This window comes from uncultured Anaerococcus sp., from assembly GCF_937934665.1.
Lineage (GTDB): Bacteria > Bacillota > Clostridia > Tissierellales > Peptoniphilaceae > Anaerococcus.
In genome coordinates this window covers 1-15,912 of record NZ_CALGYW010000114.1, presented here as the reverse complement: position 1 = coordinate 15,912, position 15,912 = coordinate 1, and the positions used below count along the sequence as shown (strand labels likewise).

The 15,912-nt window shown below is 39.5% G+C and carries 18 protein-coding genes; 13 read left to right on the top strand and 5 right to left on the bottom strand.

Going from position 1 to position 15,912, the window contains the following annotated elements; genetic code table 11:
- Positions 1-350: 350 nt before the first annotated feature.
- Genes Q0410_RS06195 through Q0410_RS06185 form a run of 3 tightly spaced genes read left to right on the top strand, consistent with a single transcriptional unit; the run spans position 351 to position 2,871 of the window.
- Positions 351-818: a PTS glucose transporter subunit IIA gene (locus tag Q0410_RS06195; RefSeq protein ID WP_299034388.1), complete on the top strand. Its 468-nt coding sequence runs from the start codon at positions 351-353 to the stop codon at positions 816-818.
- 11 nt (positions 819-829) lie between these two features.
- On the top strand, positions 830-1,648 hold the full coding sequence (locus tag Q0410_RS06190) for a Cof-type HAD-IIB family hydrolase (RefSeq protein WP_299034385.1): 819 nt from the start codon (positions 830-832) through the stop codon (positions 1,646-1,648).
- Positions 1,645-2,871: a diphosphate--fructose-6-phosphate 1-phosphotransferase gene (locus tag Q0410_RS06185; RefSeq protein ID WP_299034382.1), complete on the top strand. Its 1,227-nt coding sequence runs from the start codon at positions 1,645-1,647 to the stop codon at positions 2,869-2,871. The genes Q0410_RS06190 and Q0410_RS06185 overlap by 4 nt, the downstream gene beginning before the upstream one ends.
- A gap of 294 nt (positions 2,872-3,165) precedes the next feature.
- On the opposite strand, the gene Q0410_RS06180 is transcribed toward Q0410_RS06185, so the two are convergent.
- The 4 genes from Q0410_RS06180 to Q0410_RS06165 form a co-directional block, all read right to left on the bottom strand.
- Positions 3,166-3,453: a GIY-YIG nuclease family protein gene (locus Q0410_RS06180; RefSeq protein WP_299034379.1), complete on the bottom strand. Its 288-nt coding sequence runs from the start codon at positions 3,451-3,453 to the stop codon at positions 3,166-3,168.
- A gap of 238 nt (positions 3,454-3,691) precedes the next feature.
- A complete protein-coding gene (gene rlmH, locus Q0410_RS06175) occupies positions 3,692-4,174 on the bottom strand; it encodes a 23S rRNA (pseudouridine(1915)-N(3))-methyltransferase RlmH (protein WP_299034377.1) in 483 nt (160 codons plus the stop codon).
- Positions 4,174-4,578 (bottom strand): ATP cone domain-containing protein, encoded by a 405-nt coding sequence (locus Q0410_RS06170; protein ID WP_299034374.1) that lies wholly within the window; start codon positions 4,576-4,578, stop codon positions 4,174-4,176. The genes rlmH and Q0410_RS06170 overlap by 1 nt, the downstream gene beginning before the upstream one ends.
- A gap of 80 nt (positions 4,579-4,658) precedes the next feature.
- The gene (locus Q0410_RS06165; RefSeq protein ID WP_299034371.1) at positions 4,659-5,900 is read right to left on the bottom strand and encodes a DNA polymerase IV; all 1,242 of its coding nucleotides are present in this window, start codon (positions 5,898-5,900) and stop codon (positions 4,659-4,661) included.
- A gap of 165 nt (positions 5,901-6,065) precedes the next feature.
- Between Q0410_RS06165 and Q0410_RS06160 the strand changes: the two genes are divergently transcribed.
- From Q0410_RS06160 to Q0410_RS06150, 3 genes are read left to right on the top strand one after another with little or no spacing between them, the layout of a single operon-like run.
- Positions 6,066-6,461 (top strand): helix-turn-helix domain-containing protein, encoded by a 396-nt coding sequence (locus Q0410_RS06160; RefSeq protein ID WP_299034368.1) that lies wholly within the window; start codon positions 6,066-6,068, stop codon positions 6,459-6,461.
- Positions 6,461-7,012, top strand: a complete 552-nt coding sequence (locus Q0410_RS06155) for an ImmA/IrrE family metallo-endopeptidase (protein WP_299034366.1) — start codon at positions 6,461-6,463, stop codon at positions 7,010-7,012. Before Q0410_RS06160 ends, Q0410_RS06155 begins: the two co-directional genes overlap by 1 nt.
- Positions 7,012-7,554: a class I SAM-dependent methyltransferase gene (locus tag Q0410_RS06150; protein ID WP_299034363.1), complete on the top strand. Its 543-nt coding sequence runs from the start codon at positions 7,012-7,014 to the stop codon at positions 7,552-7,554. Before Q0410_RS06155 ends, Q0410_RS06150 begins: the two co-directional genes overlap by 1 nt.
- A 51-nt stretch (positions 7,555-7,605) precedes the next feature.
- Here the strand turns inward: Q0410_RS06150 and Q0410_RS06145 are convergent, their stop codons facing one another.
- A complete protein-coding gene (locus Q0410_RS06145) occupies positions 7,606-8,526 on the bottom strand; it encodes a lactate/malate family dehydrogenase (protein WP_299034360.1) in 921 nt (306 codons plus the stop codon).
- 193 nt (positions 8,527-8,719) lie between these two features.
- Here Q0410_RS06145 and Q0410_RS06140 point away from each other — a divergent pair, with 193 nt between their 5' ends.
- From Q0410_RS06140 to Q0410_RS06110, 7 genes are all read left to right on the top strand, one after another.
- Positions 8,720-9,097, top strand: coding sequence for a GntR family transcriptional regulator (locus tag Q0410_RS06140; RefSeq protein WP_299034357.1), 378 nt, complete (start codon positions 8,720-8,722; stop codon positions 9,095-9,097).
- Positions 9,090-10,184 (top strand): DUF5808 domain-containing protein, encoded by a 1,095-nt coding sequence (locus Q0410_RS06135; protein ID WP_299034355.1) that lies wholly within the window; start codon positions 9,090-9,092, stop codon positions 10,182-10,184. The genes Q0410_RS06140 and Q0410_RS06135 overlap by 8 nt, the downstream gene beginning before the upstream one ends.
- Before the next feature lie 155 nt (positions 10,185-10,339).
- The gene (locus Q0410_RS06130; protein WP_299034353.1) at positions 10,340-11,494 is read left to right on the top strand and encodes an NADP-dependent malic enzyme; all 1,155 of its coding nucleotides are present in this window, start codon (positions 10,340-10,342) and stop codon (positions 11,492-11,494) included.
- Between the two features lie 732 nt (positions 11,495-12,226).
- Positions 12,227-13,042: a Cof-type HAD-IIB family hydrolase gene (locus Q0410_RS06125; RefSeq protein WP_299034351.1), complete on the top strand. Its 816-nt coding sequence runs from the start codon at positions 12,227-12,229 to the stop codon at positions 13,040-13,042.
- A complete protein-coding gene (locus Q0410_RS06120; protein WP_299034349.1) occupies positions 13,035-13,826 on the top strand; it encodes an MBL fold metallo-hydrolase in 792 nt (263 codons plus the stop codon). Before Q0410_RS06125 ends, Q0410_RS06120 begins: the two co-directional genes overlap by 8 nt.
- On the top strand, positions 13,823-14,635 hold the full coding sequence (locus tag Q0410_RS06115; RefSeq protein WP_299034347.1) for an ATP-binding protein: 813 nt from the start codon (positions 13,823-13,825) through the stop codon (positions 14,633-14,635). The genes Q0410_RS06120 and Q0410_RS06115 overlap by 4 nt, the downstream gene beginning before the upstream one ends.
- On the top strand, positions 14,632-15,498 hold the full coding sequence (locus Q0410_RS06110) for an undecaprenyl-diphosphate phosphatase (protein WP_299034345.1): 867 nt from the start codon (positions 14,632-14,634) through the stop codon (positions 15,496-15,498). The genes Q0410_RS06115 and Q0410_RS06110 overlap by 4 nt, the downstream gene beginning before the upstream one ends.
- The last annotated feature ends 414 nt before the right edge of the window (positions 15,499-15,912 follow it).

Sequence of the window (15,912 nt, the reverse complement as noted above, 5' to 3'; positions counted from 1 at the left end):
CAAGCCTGTCGGCTAGTGGAGACTGGAGAAACCTCTTAGATCAACTCAAATTAGGCTTTTGTTATACGTTTGGTGGAATAGTAGGTCAAACTATATCTCAGAGCTTAAAATCACATTTATAATAGCAGGAAAAACTTTATTTAAGAGACATAAAGCTAGCTTTATAGTGTATAAATTATCAAATTGTATTAAAAATTTTTATTTTCTTTAAAATCCAACGCTTTCCTACAAAGAAGTAAGTTTTCTTTTGTGGTATAGTATCTATAGAGGTTTGGTTTTTCAAACCATTTCGGTAGATTTTTTTGGGCTTTTGCCCTTTTTATGTTTTTTATTTTAAGAAAGAGGATTATATGGTAGATTTTGATGATACGTTATTTTTTGCACCCATTACGGGAGAAATTGTAGACCTTACTGAGTGTATAGATCCAATTTTTTCCCAAGGAATTGTTGGAGCGGGGGTTTTGTGTTTGCCTACTGATTCCAAGGTTTATGCTCCTTGCGCTGGCAAGGTTACTATTGTGACCAATGGCAACCATGGGATTGCTATAAAAAATGCTTCCGGTTATCAGATTCTGATACATATTGGTATTGATACCGTTGAGATGAATGGAGATGGGTTTAAGTCTTTTAAAAAGGTAGGAGATGAGGTTAAGCCGGGTGATCTTTTGCTTGAGTTTGATCCTATAAAAATGAAAGAAGCTGGCAAAAGTACCCAATCTCCTATTCTTATCACCAATCCTGCTATAAAAAAGGTTGATATAATTGCAGATGGGTCTGTTAAGTCTGGTGAAGAAATTTTTAGGATTTTAAATAATTAGTTAGGATTTTTATGAAGAAATTAATTGCAGTTGATGTTGATGGCACGCTTGTTAATAACAAAAAGGAAATCACTCCAAGAACTAAAAAGGCTCTAATTTCTGCTATCAAAGAAGGTCACAAGGTTATGATAGCCTCAGGTAGGGCTACCTATGGTATAAGAAAGCAGGCAGAAGGTTTGGAATTTGATAGGCTAGGAGGCCTTATTTCTGCTTTTAATGGTGGTGAGCTTTATGATTATAAGGCCAAAAAATCTCTTGCTAGCCACCCTATGGACCTTGATTTGGCTAAGGATATCCTTGATTTTTCAAAAGACCTTGATCTAGAGCTTATGATTTTTGATGGCAAAGATATCCTTACAGATAGGAAGAATAACGCTTATGTAATAAGGGAGTCAAAAATTGTTGACATGGAGATTAAGGTTATAGAGGACCTTAGGAATAGTTTAGATTTTGCACCAATCAAGCTTCTTTTTGCCCAAGATCCTGATAAGATTGACAATCCAGCTAAGAAGCTTTTGGAAAAATTTGGGGATAAGACAGAGCAGGTTAAATCTTCTAGGTTTTATTATGAAGTGATGCCTAAGGGCTTATCCAAGGGTAATGCAGTCCTAGAAGCTTGTAAGATTTTTGGTATAGATAGAAAAGATTCTATTGTTTTTGGCGATGAGATGAACGATATGTCTATGTTTGAAGTAGCGGGTACAGGTGTTGCTATGGAAAATGCTGTAGATCCTATCAAAGAGGCTTCTAATTTTGTGACTAAGTCCAACAATGAAGACGGCATAGCTTATTATCTAGAAAATTTTGTACTTAAGAAGGAGAATAAATGAATCTAATTGTGGCCCAGTCGGGCGGACCAACTTCTGTTATTAATTCATCTTTGGCGGGGGTTATTGATAGTGGTATTGATAATGATTTTGAGAAAATATTTGTATCTATGAATGGTATCGAGGGTATCATTAATGAAAATATCAAGCTTGTAGATACTGAGACCTTTAGTAAGGTAAATATGACAAAGAAGCTTAAGGCAAGACCTGCTTCTATCCTTGGATCTTGTAGGTTTAAGCTTGATGGTGACCTTGATAGCCCTGTTTATGAGAAAATTTTTGAAGTTTTAAAGAAAAATGACATAGGTCTTTTTGTCTATATAGGCGGAAATGACTCTATGGATACAGTTAAGAAGTTAAATTCTTACATAGCCTATAAAAATATTGAAGGAATAAATGTAGTTGGATGTCCAAAGACAATTGATAATGACCTTGAGGGAATGGACCATTCTCCAGGCTTTGGCTCAGCTGCCAAATATATAGCATCAACCCTTAGAAGTTTAAGATGTGATGTGGATATCTATGATCTTGAAAGTGTAACCTTTGTTGAAATCATGGGTCGTCACGCAGGCTGGCTTGCTGCATCAAGTCTAGTTGCTAATCATAACTACCATAAAGACTTGGTAAATCTTTTGTATATACCAGAAGATGAGATGTCAATAGATAAGCTTCTAGATGATATAAGGGAAGAATTAAAAAAGGAAAAAAACCTCCTAGTCGCTATAGCAGAAGGATTTAGAGATACTGATGGCCTCTTATCTGAGGAAGTTTTTGCCAATACAAAAGATGGCTTTAACCACCCAGTAGTATCAGGTGTGGGAGAAAGACTTGCTGACCTTGTAAGAGGTAGGCTAGATATCAAGTCTAGGGCAGTAGAACTAAATATTGTCCAAAGGTCAAATAATCTAATATCAGAAACTGATTCTAAGGAAGCCTACCACCTAGGCTATAGAGCAGTAGAGCTAGGAACTACAAGAACTAACCTTGTTCCGGTTTTAAGGAGAAAAGATAGCGAAGACTATGAGGTTTATTATACAGAAGTAAACCCAGATGAAATAGCCAACAAGGAAATGAAAATCCCTCAAGAATGGCTAAAAGATAAGAAAACTCTAGAGGAGAAAATCAAAGCCTATACCCTTCCCCTAATAAAAGGAGAAGTAAAACAAGTCTACCAAGACGGCATGCCTGTTTTTGTAAGAATAGAAGATTTTACTAAAGATATTTAAAAAAACCCCAGCCAAACTCGGAAAAACGAGTAGGTTGGGGTTTTTGTTTGGGTTTTGTTAAGAAGTTGGGACCCTTCGAATATTCTGGTCCTTACTTTATAGTGTCCCTCGGCGGCCTATGGCCTTTGTCGGGACGGCGCTGTGGGAGTTGGGCACTCTGCGCCGTCCCTTACGCCCTAAGCACATTTTCGATAGAAAATGTATGTTAGGACTGATGCAGAGGCAGAGCGAAGGAGCCTAGCGACTGACGAGGGACCCCATAGCTTAAGGACCAGGATGAACGAAGAAATACCCCTATATCATTTGATGATAAAGGTCATCCCAATTTTGATTCATCTTATTTACCAAGTTTATCTTTTTTTCTCTCCTATATCCTTTTATCTGGTCTTCTCTTGCTCTGGCGTATTCATAGTCTTCAAAGACTTCATAATAGACAAGCTTGGTTATGTTGTATCTATCTGTAAAACTTCCCTTGTCTAAGTGGTTTTTATGTTCATATGTACGTCTTAAGAGGTTGTTTGTATAGCCAGTATAAAATCTCTTATTATATTTTGTTGTTAGTATATATACGAAATGATACATTATTTCTCCTGATGTGGGTTTATTGAGCTGGTCCCTTCGAATATTCTGGTCTTTACCTTATAGGGTCCCTCGGCGGCCTATGGTCTTTGTCGGGACGGCGCTGTGGGGTTGGTTACAACATGCGCCGTCCCGAGCGAGAAAGTCGTAGACTTTCGACGAGGGACCCCATAGCTTAAGGACCAGGATGAACGAAAAGATACCCTTATATAATCTGATAATAAAGATTTACCAATTCATCTTACTTATGGTATGGTTCCTTATTTATAATCCTATAAGCCCTATATATTTGTTCCATTAATATAACCCTCATTAGTTGGTGGGGGTAGGTCATTTTGCCGAAGGATAGTTTGTAATTAGACCTTTTTAGGACATTTTCTCCAAGGCCGTTTGAACCTCCTATGACAAAGACTAGGTCCCTGCCAAAGCCATCTAGCATTTCATCTTGGATGAGTTTGGCAAATTTTATAGAATCTAGGGCCTTGCCATTTATTTCTAGGGTCACTACAAAGGAGTCGTCCTTGATCTTACTTAGTATTCTCTCGCCTTCGGCTGTCTTTACCTGATCTACTTCCTTGCTTGATAAGGTTTCAGGAGCTTTTTCATCTGCTACTTCTACAATTTCGACCTTGTTGTAGCTTTTCATTCTTTTTTCATACTCAGCTAGGGCGTCTTTGTAGAATTTTTCCTTGATTTTGCCTACTGCAACTATTTTGATTAACATTAGTTTTGGTTTTTGGCGTAGTTTTCGTAGGCCTCGCTAACCTTGGAATAGCCGTCTTTTTTCAAGATTTCTATGACCATGTCTCTGACTTCTACGGTTGGGGTGAGTTTTTTATCATCCCCATAAAACAACCTATCTGTTATGTCTTTTATGATGATATCAACATCTGAGCTATTTAACTGGATATCAGACTCGTCGGCTGAATTTTTGATGGATCTGGCAACCTTATCTTTTTTGTATTTTTCTATGTTGCCGCTTCTTTTGACTACATATTCATCATTGCCTGAGACCATGGCCCTTATCTCATCATCGGACATATTTTCGAGGACTTTTTGAGGATCTAGGCCTTCGATGCCGTTATCTTGGAAATAATCTGTTAATAAGTTTAATTTTTGTTCTGTCATTATTTTCTCCTTAAATTTTAAGTGTGAAGTAATTTTCCTTGTATTTACTTATATTTATACCCAAAGACCCTTAGATTTTATCAGGAATTGTAGTGCCTGTTGGGAAGGGTAATGATTTCGTTGATTTCCTCAGGTAGTTTTATATCTCTTTTGAGAGCGGCAAAAGAAATAGCATCCTTGCCATATTTTTTCCTTATTTCGTAGATGGCCTTGTCACAGGATTCTTCCTTAAAATACTTCTCACACTCCATAAAAACATCAAGTTGGCTGCCTGACCCCAGAGGCTTAAGGTCCACAGCCCTTATACCGATGGCCCTAACTGGCAAATCCCACTTATATTTCTCACAAAATAGCCTAAAACCAGCATCTGTTAGGGTTATAGAAGACTGGCTTGCAAGCTTGAGTCTATCCCTAAAATGCATGGAAAAAAGCTTGGAGTCTCTTACAAATATTTCTACTCCATTTGCCTCAAGACCCGCTTCCCTGAGCCTTCTAGATACGGAAAAACTTAACTCCTGGATGACATTTTTGACCTCGCCCTTAGTTAAAAGGTCCTTCCTACATGTAGAGGAGTTGCCTATGGTTTTTATGATATCTTTGTGGTTTAGGTCAACAACCGGGCGGATGTCTTCGCCGTTGGCATAGGTCCAAAGGTAGAGTCCATTTACTCCAAGGAGGTTTTTAAGAAGGCTTGCAGGTGCTTGGGCAAGGTCTCCTAGGGTGTAGATGCCGATGCGGTTAAGCTTAGCCTTACTTGCCCTGCCGATTCCTACCATGGCTTCTACCTTTTGAGGCCAGACCTTCTCCTTCCAATTATTTTCGTCAATGACTGTTATGGCGTCAGGTTTTTTCATATCTGAACCAAGTTTGGCAAAAATTTTGCAAAAAGAAACTCCTATAGACACTGTAAGACCAACTTCTTCCTTCATACGCCTAGAAATTTCCTTGGCAATGTCTAATCCTGACCCAAAAAGCTTCCTAGAGCCAGATACATCTAGAAAACATTCATCAAGGCCAAAAGATTCGACCTGGTTGGTGTAGTCGTAGTAGATTTTCTTGGCCATTTTTGAATGTCTTAGATACTCGTCATAGTGGGGAGGAACCAAAATCAAATCCCTACAATGGGTAAGGGCCTCCCAGATAGGCATACCAGTCTTAACACCCATCTCCTTGGCCTCTTGGCTTTTGGCAAGGATGATTCCGTTTCTATTTTTAGGATTTCCTGCCACAGCCATAGCCTTGCCCTTAAGGGCTGGATTTAGCTTAGCCTCTATGGAGGCATAGCAGGCGTTCATATCTGAATGTAGGATGATTTTTTTCATGATGTACTCCTTATTAAAATTTCTAAAATATCTTGATTATTCTAGACTCTTAATGTATAATCAAGACAATAAATGACTTTAAGATAATTATAAGACACTAAATGTCTTTTGTCAAGACAGGTTTTCCTAAATTAGGACACAGATAAAAAGAAAAAGAGGAGAATAATGAGTTTCGCAAGCAAATTAAAAAGTCTAAGAGAAGAAAAAAAGTTAACCCAACAAGAACTAGCCGACATGGTAGAAGTATCCCTTAAAACCATATCCCGCTATGAATTAGGCCTATCTAAGCCAAGGTATAGAAAGACCTACGACCTTCTGGCAGATGCCCTAGATACCAGCCATGACTACCTGGTTACAGATGAGGAAGACTTTGTCCTTACCACCCGCGAAAGGTACGGCATCAAGGCAGGCAAGGAAGCAGAAGAGTTAGTCGACGGGGTTATAGGTCTTATGGCGGGGGGAGAAATCCCAGAAGAAGATAAGAGGGCCATCCTAGATGCCATCTCCGAAGCCTACTATATAGCTAGGCAAGATAGCAAAAAATTTAGGAAAAATAAGTAATGACCTACTCCTATGATCAAATCTATGAGGACGCCTTAGACCTGATCAAAATCCATGGCACCCGTGATCCTAGGTCTATCTTAGAAGAGCGAGGAGTCCACCTTATACCCTTCAAGGAAGACACTAAGCTACTAGGTATGTATAAGATAATCCTAGAAAGTCGCTTCGTCTTCTACAATCCAAATGTAGACTATAGGATTTTAAATATGGTATTTGCCCACGAGTTAGGCCATGATATCTACCACCAGGCAAATGCCAAAAAAACCTTGGTAGAGTATGAGATTTTTGATATCAAAAGCGAAATGGAAATAGAGGCTAATATCTTTGCCGCCCACCTCCTTCTTGATGAAAAGAAACTGATGGAGGATATAGTAGAAGGATATACCTACAATGAGTTAGCCAGTATGCATGATGTCAATGTCAACCTCATGATTTTTAAATTAAACGAAATGCACAGGATGGGTATGCCAATAAGAAGAGAAGGTCCAAACCAGGCTGACTTTTTTAGGCAAATCGACGGCAAGGACTACAAGAATTTGAGGTCCTACTAATGGGAAAGAGAGTAGTTGACCTGGTCAAAATAATAATAGACTCTAAAAAGGAAATAAAGGTCGCAGCCGACATGACAGTAGGCGGGGGAAATGATAGTAAGTATATCCTAGAAAATACAAGTGTCGAAAGACTCTATGGCTTTGATATCCAAAAAGAAGCCCGAGAAAAAGCCCTTAACCTTATTGGAGATGATGAGAGATTTATCTTTAATCTAAGAAGCCACGCTGAGGTCGATAAATATATAAAAGAAGGCCTAGACCTTATAATCTACAACCTAGGCTACCTGCCCGGTGGAGATAAGACTATTACCACCTCCTACAAAACTACCCTAGCAAGCCTAGAAAAGACTCTGGGACTTTTAAATAAAGATGGGATAATAATCCTGACTATTTACCCAGGCCACCCAGCAGGGAAAGTAGAAAGCGAGAAGCTTAAAGCCTACCTCCAAGGTCTAGATCAGAAAAAATATGGTCTAATAAAAATAGCCTATCCAACAAGACCCAACAATCCACCCTATATAATTGTCATAGAAAAAAATTAGTAGGCCTAAGTATAGATAAGCAAAAAAACGAGCCTGTTTGCTCGTTTTTCTTTATCTATATTTTTCCCTATTAGCCTTTAAAACTTTTTCTGAATGTTTTAGTCTTTCTAGCTCTTCTTCGTTTAAATTTAGCTCGATTGCCTTTTCCATGCCGTTTTTACCTAGGACACATGGGGTAGATAGGTAGATGTCATCTAGGCCATACATACCTTCCATGAGGGTAGCTACAAGGATTACCTTTTTTCTATCATTTACTATAGCATCTATCATTGAGCAGACAGTATTGCCTATACCACATTGGGTGTGACCCTTGCCGTCTATTACCCTCCAAGCTCTTTCTCTTACTAGGTTTTCTACATCATCCCTAGAGAAGTTTTTGGGATTTTGTTTTAGGTATTCGTTAAATTGTAGGTTGTTTATAAAAATATTTGACCAAGCAACAAATTGGCTTTCGCCGTGCTCGCCAAGTACAACACCCCTTACGTCAGCTGGGTCTATTTCTAAAAGTTTACATAAAGTAGTGTTTAGCCTTGTTGTATCAAGGGCTGTACCTGATCCTATTACTCTTTCCTTTGGAAAACCGCTTGCCCTATAGACAAGATCTGCCATTAGGTCACAAGGATTTCCCACTACTATAAATATTCCGTCAAAGCCTGCTTCTACGATTTCTTTTACATAGGCTTCTGTGGCATCCTTGAACATTTCGTATTCTTCAAGCCTATCTCTTATGCCATCAAGGCTGCCTGTAGCAGTTACTATTATGTCCCTGTCAGCCATATCCTTGTAGGATCCCCAACTCATTTTTACATAGTGTGGGTAAAAGCTTGACGCATCCTCTATATCCATGGCCTGAGCCTTGGCCTTTCCTTCATCAATATCATTGTATTTTATGTCAGAAGCTATGCCCATTCTTGCTGCTGTGTATCCAACAGCAAATCCAACTGCTCCTGCACCGATTATTCCTAATTTCATATTTTCACCTCCAGGATATTATATCAAAAAAATATAAAAATACCTAATTTTTTTAACAAAGTATTTCATAGTCTGGTAAGAAAGAGAAATTTTACCTAAAAGTCAAAGTCATTTAGAAAAAATATTAAAATCCTATTTACTTTTTGCTAGTCTTGTTATATTATATATATAACAGATAGAGCAAGGAGGGTGTATGTTTTTAGAAATTGATTTTAAATCTGATTTACCAATCTATGAGCAAATCAGAAGGGGAATAATAATAGGACTTGCCAGAGGGGATATAAAGGCCGGTGATAAACTCCCTTCAGTAAGGGAGATGGCTGAAAATATCGGTATCAACCTCCACACAGTCAACAAGGCCTACAAGCTTTTGGAAGCTGATGGGGTCCTTACAATGGATAGGAGGTACGGTAGTCTCATATCAGAAAATCAAAATCCAATGGCAGCTTATAACCTTGGAAAAATTGAGTCAGAACTAGACCTTTTAATTGCCATAGCCAAGCTAAAAGGTCTCAGTAGGGAAGATTTTATAAAAAATATCAGCAAAAAATGGGAGGATAACCATGACTGAAGGAAGATTTATAGCTATAATTTACGCCTCATCCTTAGTTTTAGTAGGTTTGATGCAGACTTTTATCCAGACCTTTTCTAAAAAAGGCTACACTCTAGGAGTTTCAATCCCTAAGGATATGGCCGATACAGAGACTATGAGACAAATTTTAAAAGATTATAAGTTTATGACCTTGACTATTACAATATTTCTAAGCCTAGGCCAGTATTTTATATCCTATATTACTAATTCGGTAGGATTTTTGACGCTTTTCTTTTTCATAAGTTTAGGAATTATTTCCTTACCACTTATTATATACAATAAAAACCTAAAAAATATGACTGCTGGTATAAGCCAAGATAAGAGGAAAATCATTGCCATAGACAAGGAGGAAGGCAAGGCAGACTTAAGGAAAATAATGGCCATATTTTACGGAGCATCCCTTCTTATAATAATATTAACAAGCATAATTCTATTTATAAATTACGATAAAATTGGCGACACCCTTATCATGCACACTGACTTTAAGGGCAATGTCACAGACACAGCAGAAAAAACCCGCCTCAGTGTCTTTTATCCAACCCTCATAAGCCTAGCAATACTTGTCATGTTTTATTTGATCAACCTCATGCTTATCAAGGTTAGACTAAGGATTGCAATAGAAAATCCAGAACTTTCCCTAAAAAATAGCCTCAAAGCCAAGAAAGCCTGGACATATTACCTAGGCCTAAATGCCTTTGTCATGACCTTGCTTTTTGAAATCGGAGTTAATTTCTTGGCCTTAAAAAACAATAGCTTTCCTTTGTATGTTCTAACTATTATTACAATAATATTATCAATTGGAGGTGCAATTTACCTTGGAATCAAGGTTGGATCAGACGGGTCAAGGCTTGATAAAATGGAAGACTTTTCCTTTGAAGAAGACGATAAGTACTGGATTTTGGGATCAGGCTTTTATAACAATCCTGATGACCCAGCCCTCTTTGTAGCCAAGCGTGTGGGAGTTGGCTTTACCATAAATATAGCTAGGCCTATGGGCAAGATAATCTTACTTTTTACCCTTATAATCCTTATCTATTCCTTAGTTTCCATCTTTACCCATAAATAAATATTTCCTCCTTGCAAAAAGCAGGGAGGGTTTTTTATTCAATAATTCATTCTATACCAGGAATTATTCATTTTGTTAAATATTTCATATAATATTTCATAAATTTATGTTATAATTAGACTATGAAAAGGATTTTATAGAGAGGAAGGAATCTTATGGACGTATACGAAAAAGCACTAAAAAAACACGAAGAGTGGCAGGGCAAGGTTGCTACAGAAGTTAAGGCCAAGGTCCTAGATGCAGAAGATTTGACCTACGCCTATACCCCAGGAGTAGCAGAGCCTTGTAGAAAGATCCACGAAGATGAGAGAAAGGCCTATGTTTACACCTCCAAGGCAAATACCATCGCAGTCGTATCTGACGGGTCAGCTGTCCTTGGTCTTGGTAATATCGGTCCCAAGGCTGCCATGCCAGTTATGGAAGGTAAGGCTGTACTTTTTAAGGAATTTGGTGACGTAAATGCAGTACCAATCGTCCTTGATACCCAGGATGCAGATGAAATTATAGAAACAGTCAAAAATATAGCCCCTACCTTTGGAGGGATCAACCTAGAGGATATATCCTCACCTAGGTGTGTCTATATAGAAAATAAACTCAAGGAAATCCTTGATATACCAGTCTTCCACGACGACCAACACGGCACAGCCATAGTTACAGTTGCAGCATTGATAAATGCCCTAAAGGTTATTGATAAAAAGGCAAGCGAAATTAAGGTTTTAGTATCTGGAGCAGGTGCAGCAGGATATTCCATTAGTAAGCTCCTCCTAGATTTGGGAGTAAGGGATGTTATAGCCTGCGACTCCAAGGGTACCATCAACAAGACCCACCTAAAAGGTACAAACCCTGTCAAGGCAGAACTTGCCAAGATTACCAACAAAGAAAATTTTGAAGGAAGTCTAAAAGAAGCCATCAAGGGATGTGATGTCTTTGTAGGAGTATCAGTGCCGGGAGTAATAGATGAGGCTGATATCAAAAATATGGCAAATGATCCAATAGTCTTTGCCATGGCCAACCCTGTACCAGAGATAGACCCAGCCCTTGCCAAGGAAGCGGGAGCTGCGGTTGTAGCTACAGGTAGGTCAGACTTTCCTAACCAAATCAACAACGTCCTAGCCTTTCCAGGTATCTTTAGGGGAGCACTAGATGCCCACGCAGAAGAAATCACAGACGCCATGAAACTTGCCGCAGCTAGGGCCCTAGCAGAGCTTGTAATCCCTGATAAACTCTCAGGTGACTACGTAATCCCAGGAGCCTTTGAAGAAGGCGTGGCAGATGCAGTAGCAAAGGCTGTCAAGGCTGAAATCAAATAAGAAAAAATATTGTTTTTAATAAAGAATTTTGCCCATATTTTATGGGCTCAGAGCGTAGATAAAACATATAGACATGCGCCATTCCGACAGAGAAGCCGTTAGGCTTCGACGAGGAATCCCATAAATCTAGGGCTTGTATGGCCGTTATTTGTTTTTTTAAATAATAAAACACTCAAATGGTTTGATTTGTAAACAGCCAGTGCCCATATTTATGGGCTTTTTTCTTTGCGCCCAATATACTCCTAGAAGGAGAAAATCCTAGGAAAAATTCTATATAACCCGCCGTCCTTCCTATAATCCACCCATCCTGCATCCGAGTCCATCAGTCCTTTCGGTGATCGCACTACTATCCGTCTTCCTGATTCTTAGTGCGTCCACCCTTTCGACGACTGCACTACCAGATGCCCTTCCTGAATCCTATTCCATCAGTCCTTTCGATGATCGCACTCCTATCCGCCTTCCTGTTTCTTATTCCACCACCTTTTTGACGACTGCATTACCAGATGCCCTTCCTATATCCTAGTCCCACCGCCATTTCGACGACCAATATCCACGCGCCGTTTCGACGACCGAAGGGAGGAGAAATCTCACAAAGGCGAGATCATTAATATTTTATGATACCATTAGAACCATCCCAATCGGGGTAGTTTTTACTCTTTGGGCAAATTGAATAAAGTCTTTAAAACTAGTAAAATAATAGGAGTTTGAGAAAAGAAGAAGAAAGTGGTTTTAATGAAAAAAAACATAAAATTAATAGCATTTGATATAGATGGGACCGTAGTCACCAAGGATGGCAGAGTCCTAAAAGAAACTAAAGAAATAATTAAAGAATTAAAAGAGAGAGGCTTTGAAATAGTTCTTTGTACAGGCAGGAGTTTTAATGGCTTTTACCAGGTAAGAGAAGAGCTCGGCCTTATGGACTTTGATGATTACTCAATCACCTGCACAGGAGCTTTTATTAGGCAAAATGCCACCGGCAAGGCCCTTATGAAAAAGGTACTAACTGAAGAAGACGTAGAGAAAATATCTTCAAAGCTTGACGACGACAGGATTGATGTCACCATCCACACCAGAGATATCCTCTATAACAAGGCCAAGGAGCCTAATAAATATTTTCTAGAGGACCAGGCTGTTATGAAGATGCCTTGGCTAAGGTATGAAAGTCTAGACGATATCCACGATGACCTAGCCAGGGTTTGCTTTGAAAGTGATATAAAAACCCTGGATGAATTTGACGCTAGACACAAGGCAGATTTCATGAAAGATTACAAGTATATGAGAAACGCCAGGACCATCGTTGAAATCCTCCACAAGGATGCTGGTAAGTATGAAACGCTCCTAGAGCTTACTAAAATGCTTGATGTCAAAATGGATGAGGTTATGTATTTTGGTGATGGACCTAATGACGTAAAAACCCTAAGGGCTGTTGGAGTGGGTATAGCCATGGGTAACGCTAGAGAAATCACCAAGAAAGCAGCTGATCTCGTGATAGGTGACAATGACACCCCAGCTATAGCTGAGTTTTTGAAAGAGTATTTCGATGACTAAATTTGTTGTCTTATCCTCAGGCTCTTCAGGTAACTCCGTCTTTATCGACCATGACGGGACCAAGATCTTGGTAGATGCTGGTTTTTCTGGCAGGCAAATAGAAAGACTTTTAGAAAGCGTGGGAGAAAGCGCCACAAGGCTTGACGGAATCTTCCTAACCCACGAGCATGCCGACCACTCCAAGGGGGCAGCCATCCTTGCCAAGAGGTTTAAAATTCCACTTTTTGCCAACGGAGGCACTTGGAAGGCGGTTTTACCCAAGACCAAAAATTTTAGGGAAGAGTTAATCAGAGAATTTAAGTCCAATGAGTTTTTAAACTTCAAATCTATGGATATTTATCCAATTTCAACCTACCATGATGCCAATGAGCCGGTAGGTTTTATACTTTATCTGGGCAACAAAAAAATCAGTCTGGTCACAGATACAGGAGTGATAGACGATAAGATTGCCTACCAGATAAAGGGTTCTGATATATATTACCTTGAGGCCAACCACGACCTCGAAGCCCTAAAAATAGGCCCTTATCCCTACAATCTAAAACGAAGGGTCATGGGCAAGATGGGCCACTTATCAAATGACCAGGCCGCAGAAATCCTAGGTGATGCCCTAGAAGGCAGGGGAGAGTCAGTCTTCCTATCCCACTTATCAACCACCAACAATACCGAAGCCTTATCCAAAATCACAGTCGAGTCCTACCTAAAGGGTCTAGGACTAGATACAGATAAGGACATAAAACTAGACGTATCTAAAAGATACGAACCATCAAGGAAAGTAATACTATGACAGATATAAGAGAAATAGAAAAATCACTAATAAAAAAATATAGAAAACAACTTTGGTCACCCTTCATCAAGGCTGTCAAAGAATTTAAGCTAATAGAAGAAGGCGATAGGGTAGGAGTAGCCATATCAGGTGGCAAGGACTCACTACTATTGGCCAAACTTATAGAAGAACTTCACAAGCATTCCAAGGTCAATTTTGAAGTCGAATACCTATGTATGAACCCAGGCTACGATCAAGAAAACCTCGATCTTTTAAAGAAAAACCTAGCCTACCTAGAAATACCGGCCAAAATTTATGACTCAAAGGTCTTTGACATATCAGAAACTTTGGCAGACGGGGGCAATCCATGCTACCTTTGTGCCAGGATGAGAAGGGGCTTTCTTTATGCCAAGGCAAAAGAACTTGGCTGCAATAAACTTGCCCTAGGTCACCACCTAAACGACGTTATAGAAACCATCATGATAAACGTCCTTTATGCGGGTAATTACAAGACCATGAAACCAAAGCTTACGGCTCAAAATTTTGACGATATGCTCCTTATAAGACCCCTTTACTACCTCAGAGAAGAGGATATAATAAGGTGGAGAGATTTTGCCGAACTAAGCGCCCTTGATTGTGCCTGCACAGTTACCAAGTCAAGCGAATCTCATACCAGAAAAAAAGTCAAAGAGCTTATAGCAGAGCTTAAGAAAGACAATCCAAATGTAGAAATGTCAATCCTTCGTAGCTCAGAAAATGTCAACTGTGACATGGTCCTAGGCTATAAGGTTAGTGGCGAAAAACACTCATTTATGGAGGAATTTAAATGATAATAGATCTAATAAAAGTCCTAATCCTTTCGATAGTAGAGGGGGTCACAGAATTTTTGCCTGTCTCATCTACAGGCCACCTAATTTTAGTAAACCAATTTGTAAAGCTCGAACCAGAAGGCTTCTCCAACGCCTTTAACGTAATCATCCAGCTAGGAGCCATCCTTTCTGTAGTTGTCCTTTATTTTGAAAAATTAAACCCTTGGACTAAATCAAAGATTAAACTACCAAGAAACTACGATGACCTAAATACCAGGTCAAGGGCCTACTTTATAGCGACCCATCCTGACCAAAAGACAATGAAATTATGGCTAAAAGTCATAGTAGGAGTCCTACCAGCCATGGTCCTAGGCCTCTTATTTGACGATCTTATAGATGCCTATCTTTTTAACCCAATGACAGTAGCCGCCATGCTCTTTATTTGGGGTCTGATAATAATATTAGTAGAAAAAAGAAACAAAAAAATCAAATACGAATCTCTTGCAGACGTGCCATACACAACAATCTTGGCGATAGGATTTTTCCAATGTCTAGCCATGGTCCCAGGCACCTCAAGATCTGCTGCCACAATCATAGGAGCCATGATCCTAGGCCTATCAAGACCCGCCGCAGCAGAATTCTCCTTCTTCCTAGCCATCCCAACCATGCTAGGAGCAACCCTCCTAAAACTTGTAAAAAACCTAGGAGGATTTTCAGGCTACGAATGGTTTATAATCCTAGTAGGCATGGTCCTATCATTCATCGTGGCCTTCGTAGTAATCAGGAAATTCCTAACCTACGTAAAAAAACACGACTTTATCCCCTTTGGGATATACAGGATTATCCTTGCGGTAGTTGTATTTGGGTATTTTCTCAGCCATTAACATAACTGCTCCGTTTAAAGGGGAGGCCCAAGGGACCTTCCGCCGCTCTCGACCGCTGGGAAAATTGTCCCTCACCCGCCTCCCCTTAAATCCCGGAATAGCCAGTCGGCTCGTGGAGACCTACACCCCTGAGCGGCTCCTTGGCGGAGTGCGAAAGCAGAGTTTGTCTACGGCAAAGCTCTTTGATAGGGAGAATAACCCTGTATGAGTTTACGTATATCCACACTGATTTCTAATCTGCTAAGCCCTAAAAATCGCAAACTCGCTAACGCTCAAACATGCATTTTTCTTAACGGGCATCTTGATTAGAAATCTTTTGCCGATAGAGGAGAGATATGGTCTCGGTGTACCGACAGGTACTCGGCTCGTTTGGCTTTATCAAACATTGCTAGATGGGTTTTATCTTTCTTATGC

Bases quoted from the DNA above. Each gene is read 5' to 3' on its own strand.
- Q0410_RS06115 (WP_299034347.1), top strand. From the start codon at position 13,823: ATGACAGATATAAGAGAAATAGAAAAATCACTAATAAAAAAATATAGA.
- Q0410_RS06125 (WP_299034351.1), top strand. From the start codon at position 12,227: ATGAAAAAAAACATAAAATTAATAGCATTTGATATAGATGGGACCGTA.
- Q0410_RS06195 (WP_299034388.1), top strand. From the start codon at position 351: ATGGTAGATTTTGATGATACGTTATTTTTTGCACCCATTACGGGAGAA.
- rlmH (WP_299034377.1), bottom strand. From the start codon at position 4,174: ATGTTAATCAAAATAGTTGCAGTAGGCAAAATCAAGGAAAAATTCTAC.
- Q0410_RS06155 (WP_299034366.1), top strand. From the start codon at position 6,461: ATGACCTACTCCTATGATCAAATCTATGAGGACGCCTTAGACCTGATC.
- Q0410_RS06160 (WP_299034368.1), top strand. From the start codon at position 6,066: ATGAGTTTCGCAAGCAAATTAAAAAGTCTAAGAGAAGAAAAAAAGTTA.
- Q0410_RS06170 (WP_299034374.1), bottom strand. From the start codon at position 4,578: ATGACAGAACAAAAATTAAACTTATTAACAGATTATTTCCAAGATAAC.
- Q0410_RS06165 (WP_299034371.1), bottom strand. From the start codon at position 5,900: ATGAAAAAAATCATCCTACATTCAGATATGAACGCCTGCTATGCCTCC.
- Q0410_RS06145 (WP_299034360.1), bottom strand. From the start codon at position 8,526: ATGAAATTAGGAATAATCGGTGCAGGAGCAGTTGGATTTGCTGTTGGA.
- Q0410_RS06140 (WP_299034357.1), top strand. From the start codon at position 8,720: ATGTTTTTAGAAATTGATTTTAAATCTGATTTACCAATCTATGAGCAA.
- Q0410_RS06190 (WP_299034385.1), top strand. From the start codon at position 830: ATGAAGAAATTAATTGCAGTTGATGTTGATGGCACGCTTGTTAATAAC.
- Q0410_RS06110 (WP_299034345.1), top strand. From the start codon at position 14,632: ATGATAATAGATCTAATAAAAGTCCTAATCCTTTCGATAGTAGAGGGG.
- Q0410_RS06180 (WP_299034379.1), bottom strand. From the start codon at position 3,453: ATGTATCATTTCGTATATATACTAACAACAAAATATAATAAGAGATTT.
- Q0410_RS06130 (WP_299034353.1), top strand. From the start codon at position 10,340: ATGGACGTATACGAAAAAGCACTAAAAAAACACGAAGAGTGGCAGGGC.
- Q0410_RS06150 (WP_299034363.1), top strand. From the start codon at position 7,012: ATGGGAAAGAGAGTAGTTGACCTGGTCAAAATAATAATAGACTCTAAA.
- Q0410_RS06120 (WP_299034349.1), top strand. From the start codon at position 13,035: ATGACTAAATTTGTTGTCTTATCCTCAGGCTCTTCAGGTAACTCCGTC.
- Q0410_RS06185 (WP_299034382.1), top strand. From the start codon at position 1,645: ATGAATCTAATTGTGGCCCAGTCGGGCGGACCAACTTCTGTTATTAAT.
- Q0410_RS06135 (WP_299034355.1), top strand. From the start codon at position 9,090: ATGACTGAAGGAAGATTTATAGCTATAATTTACGCCTCATCCTTAGTT.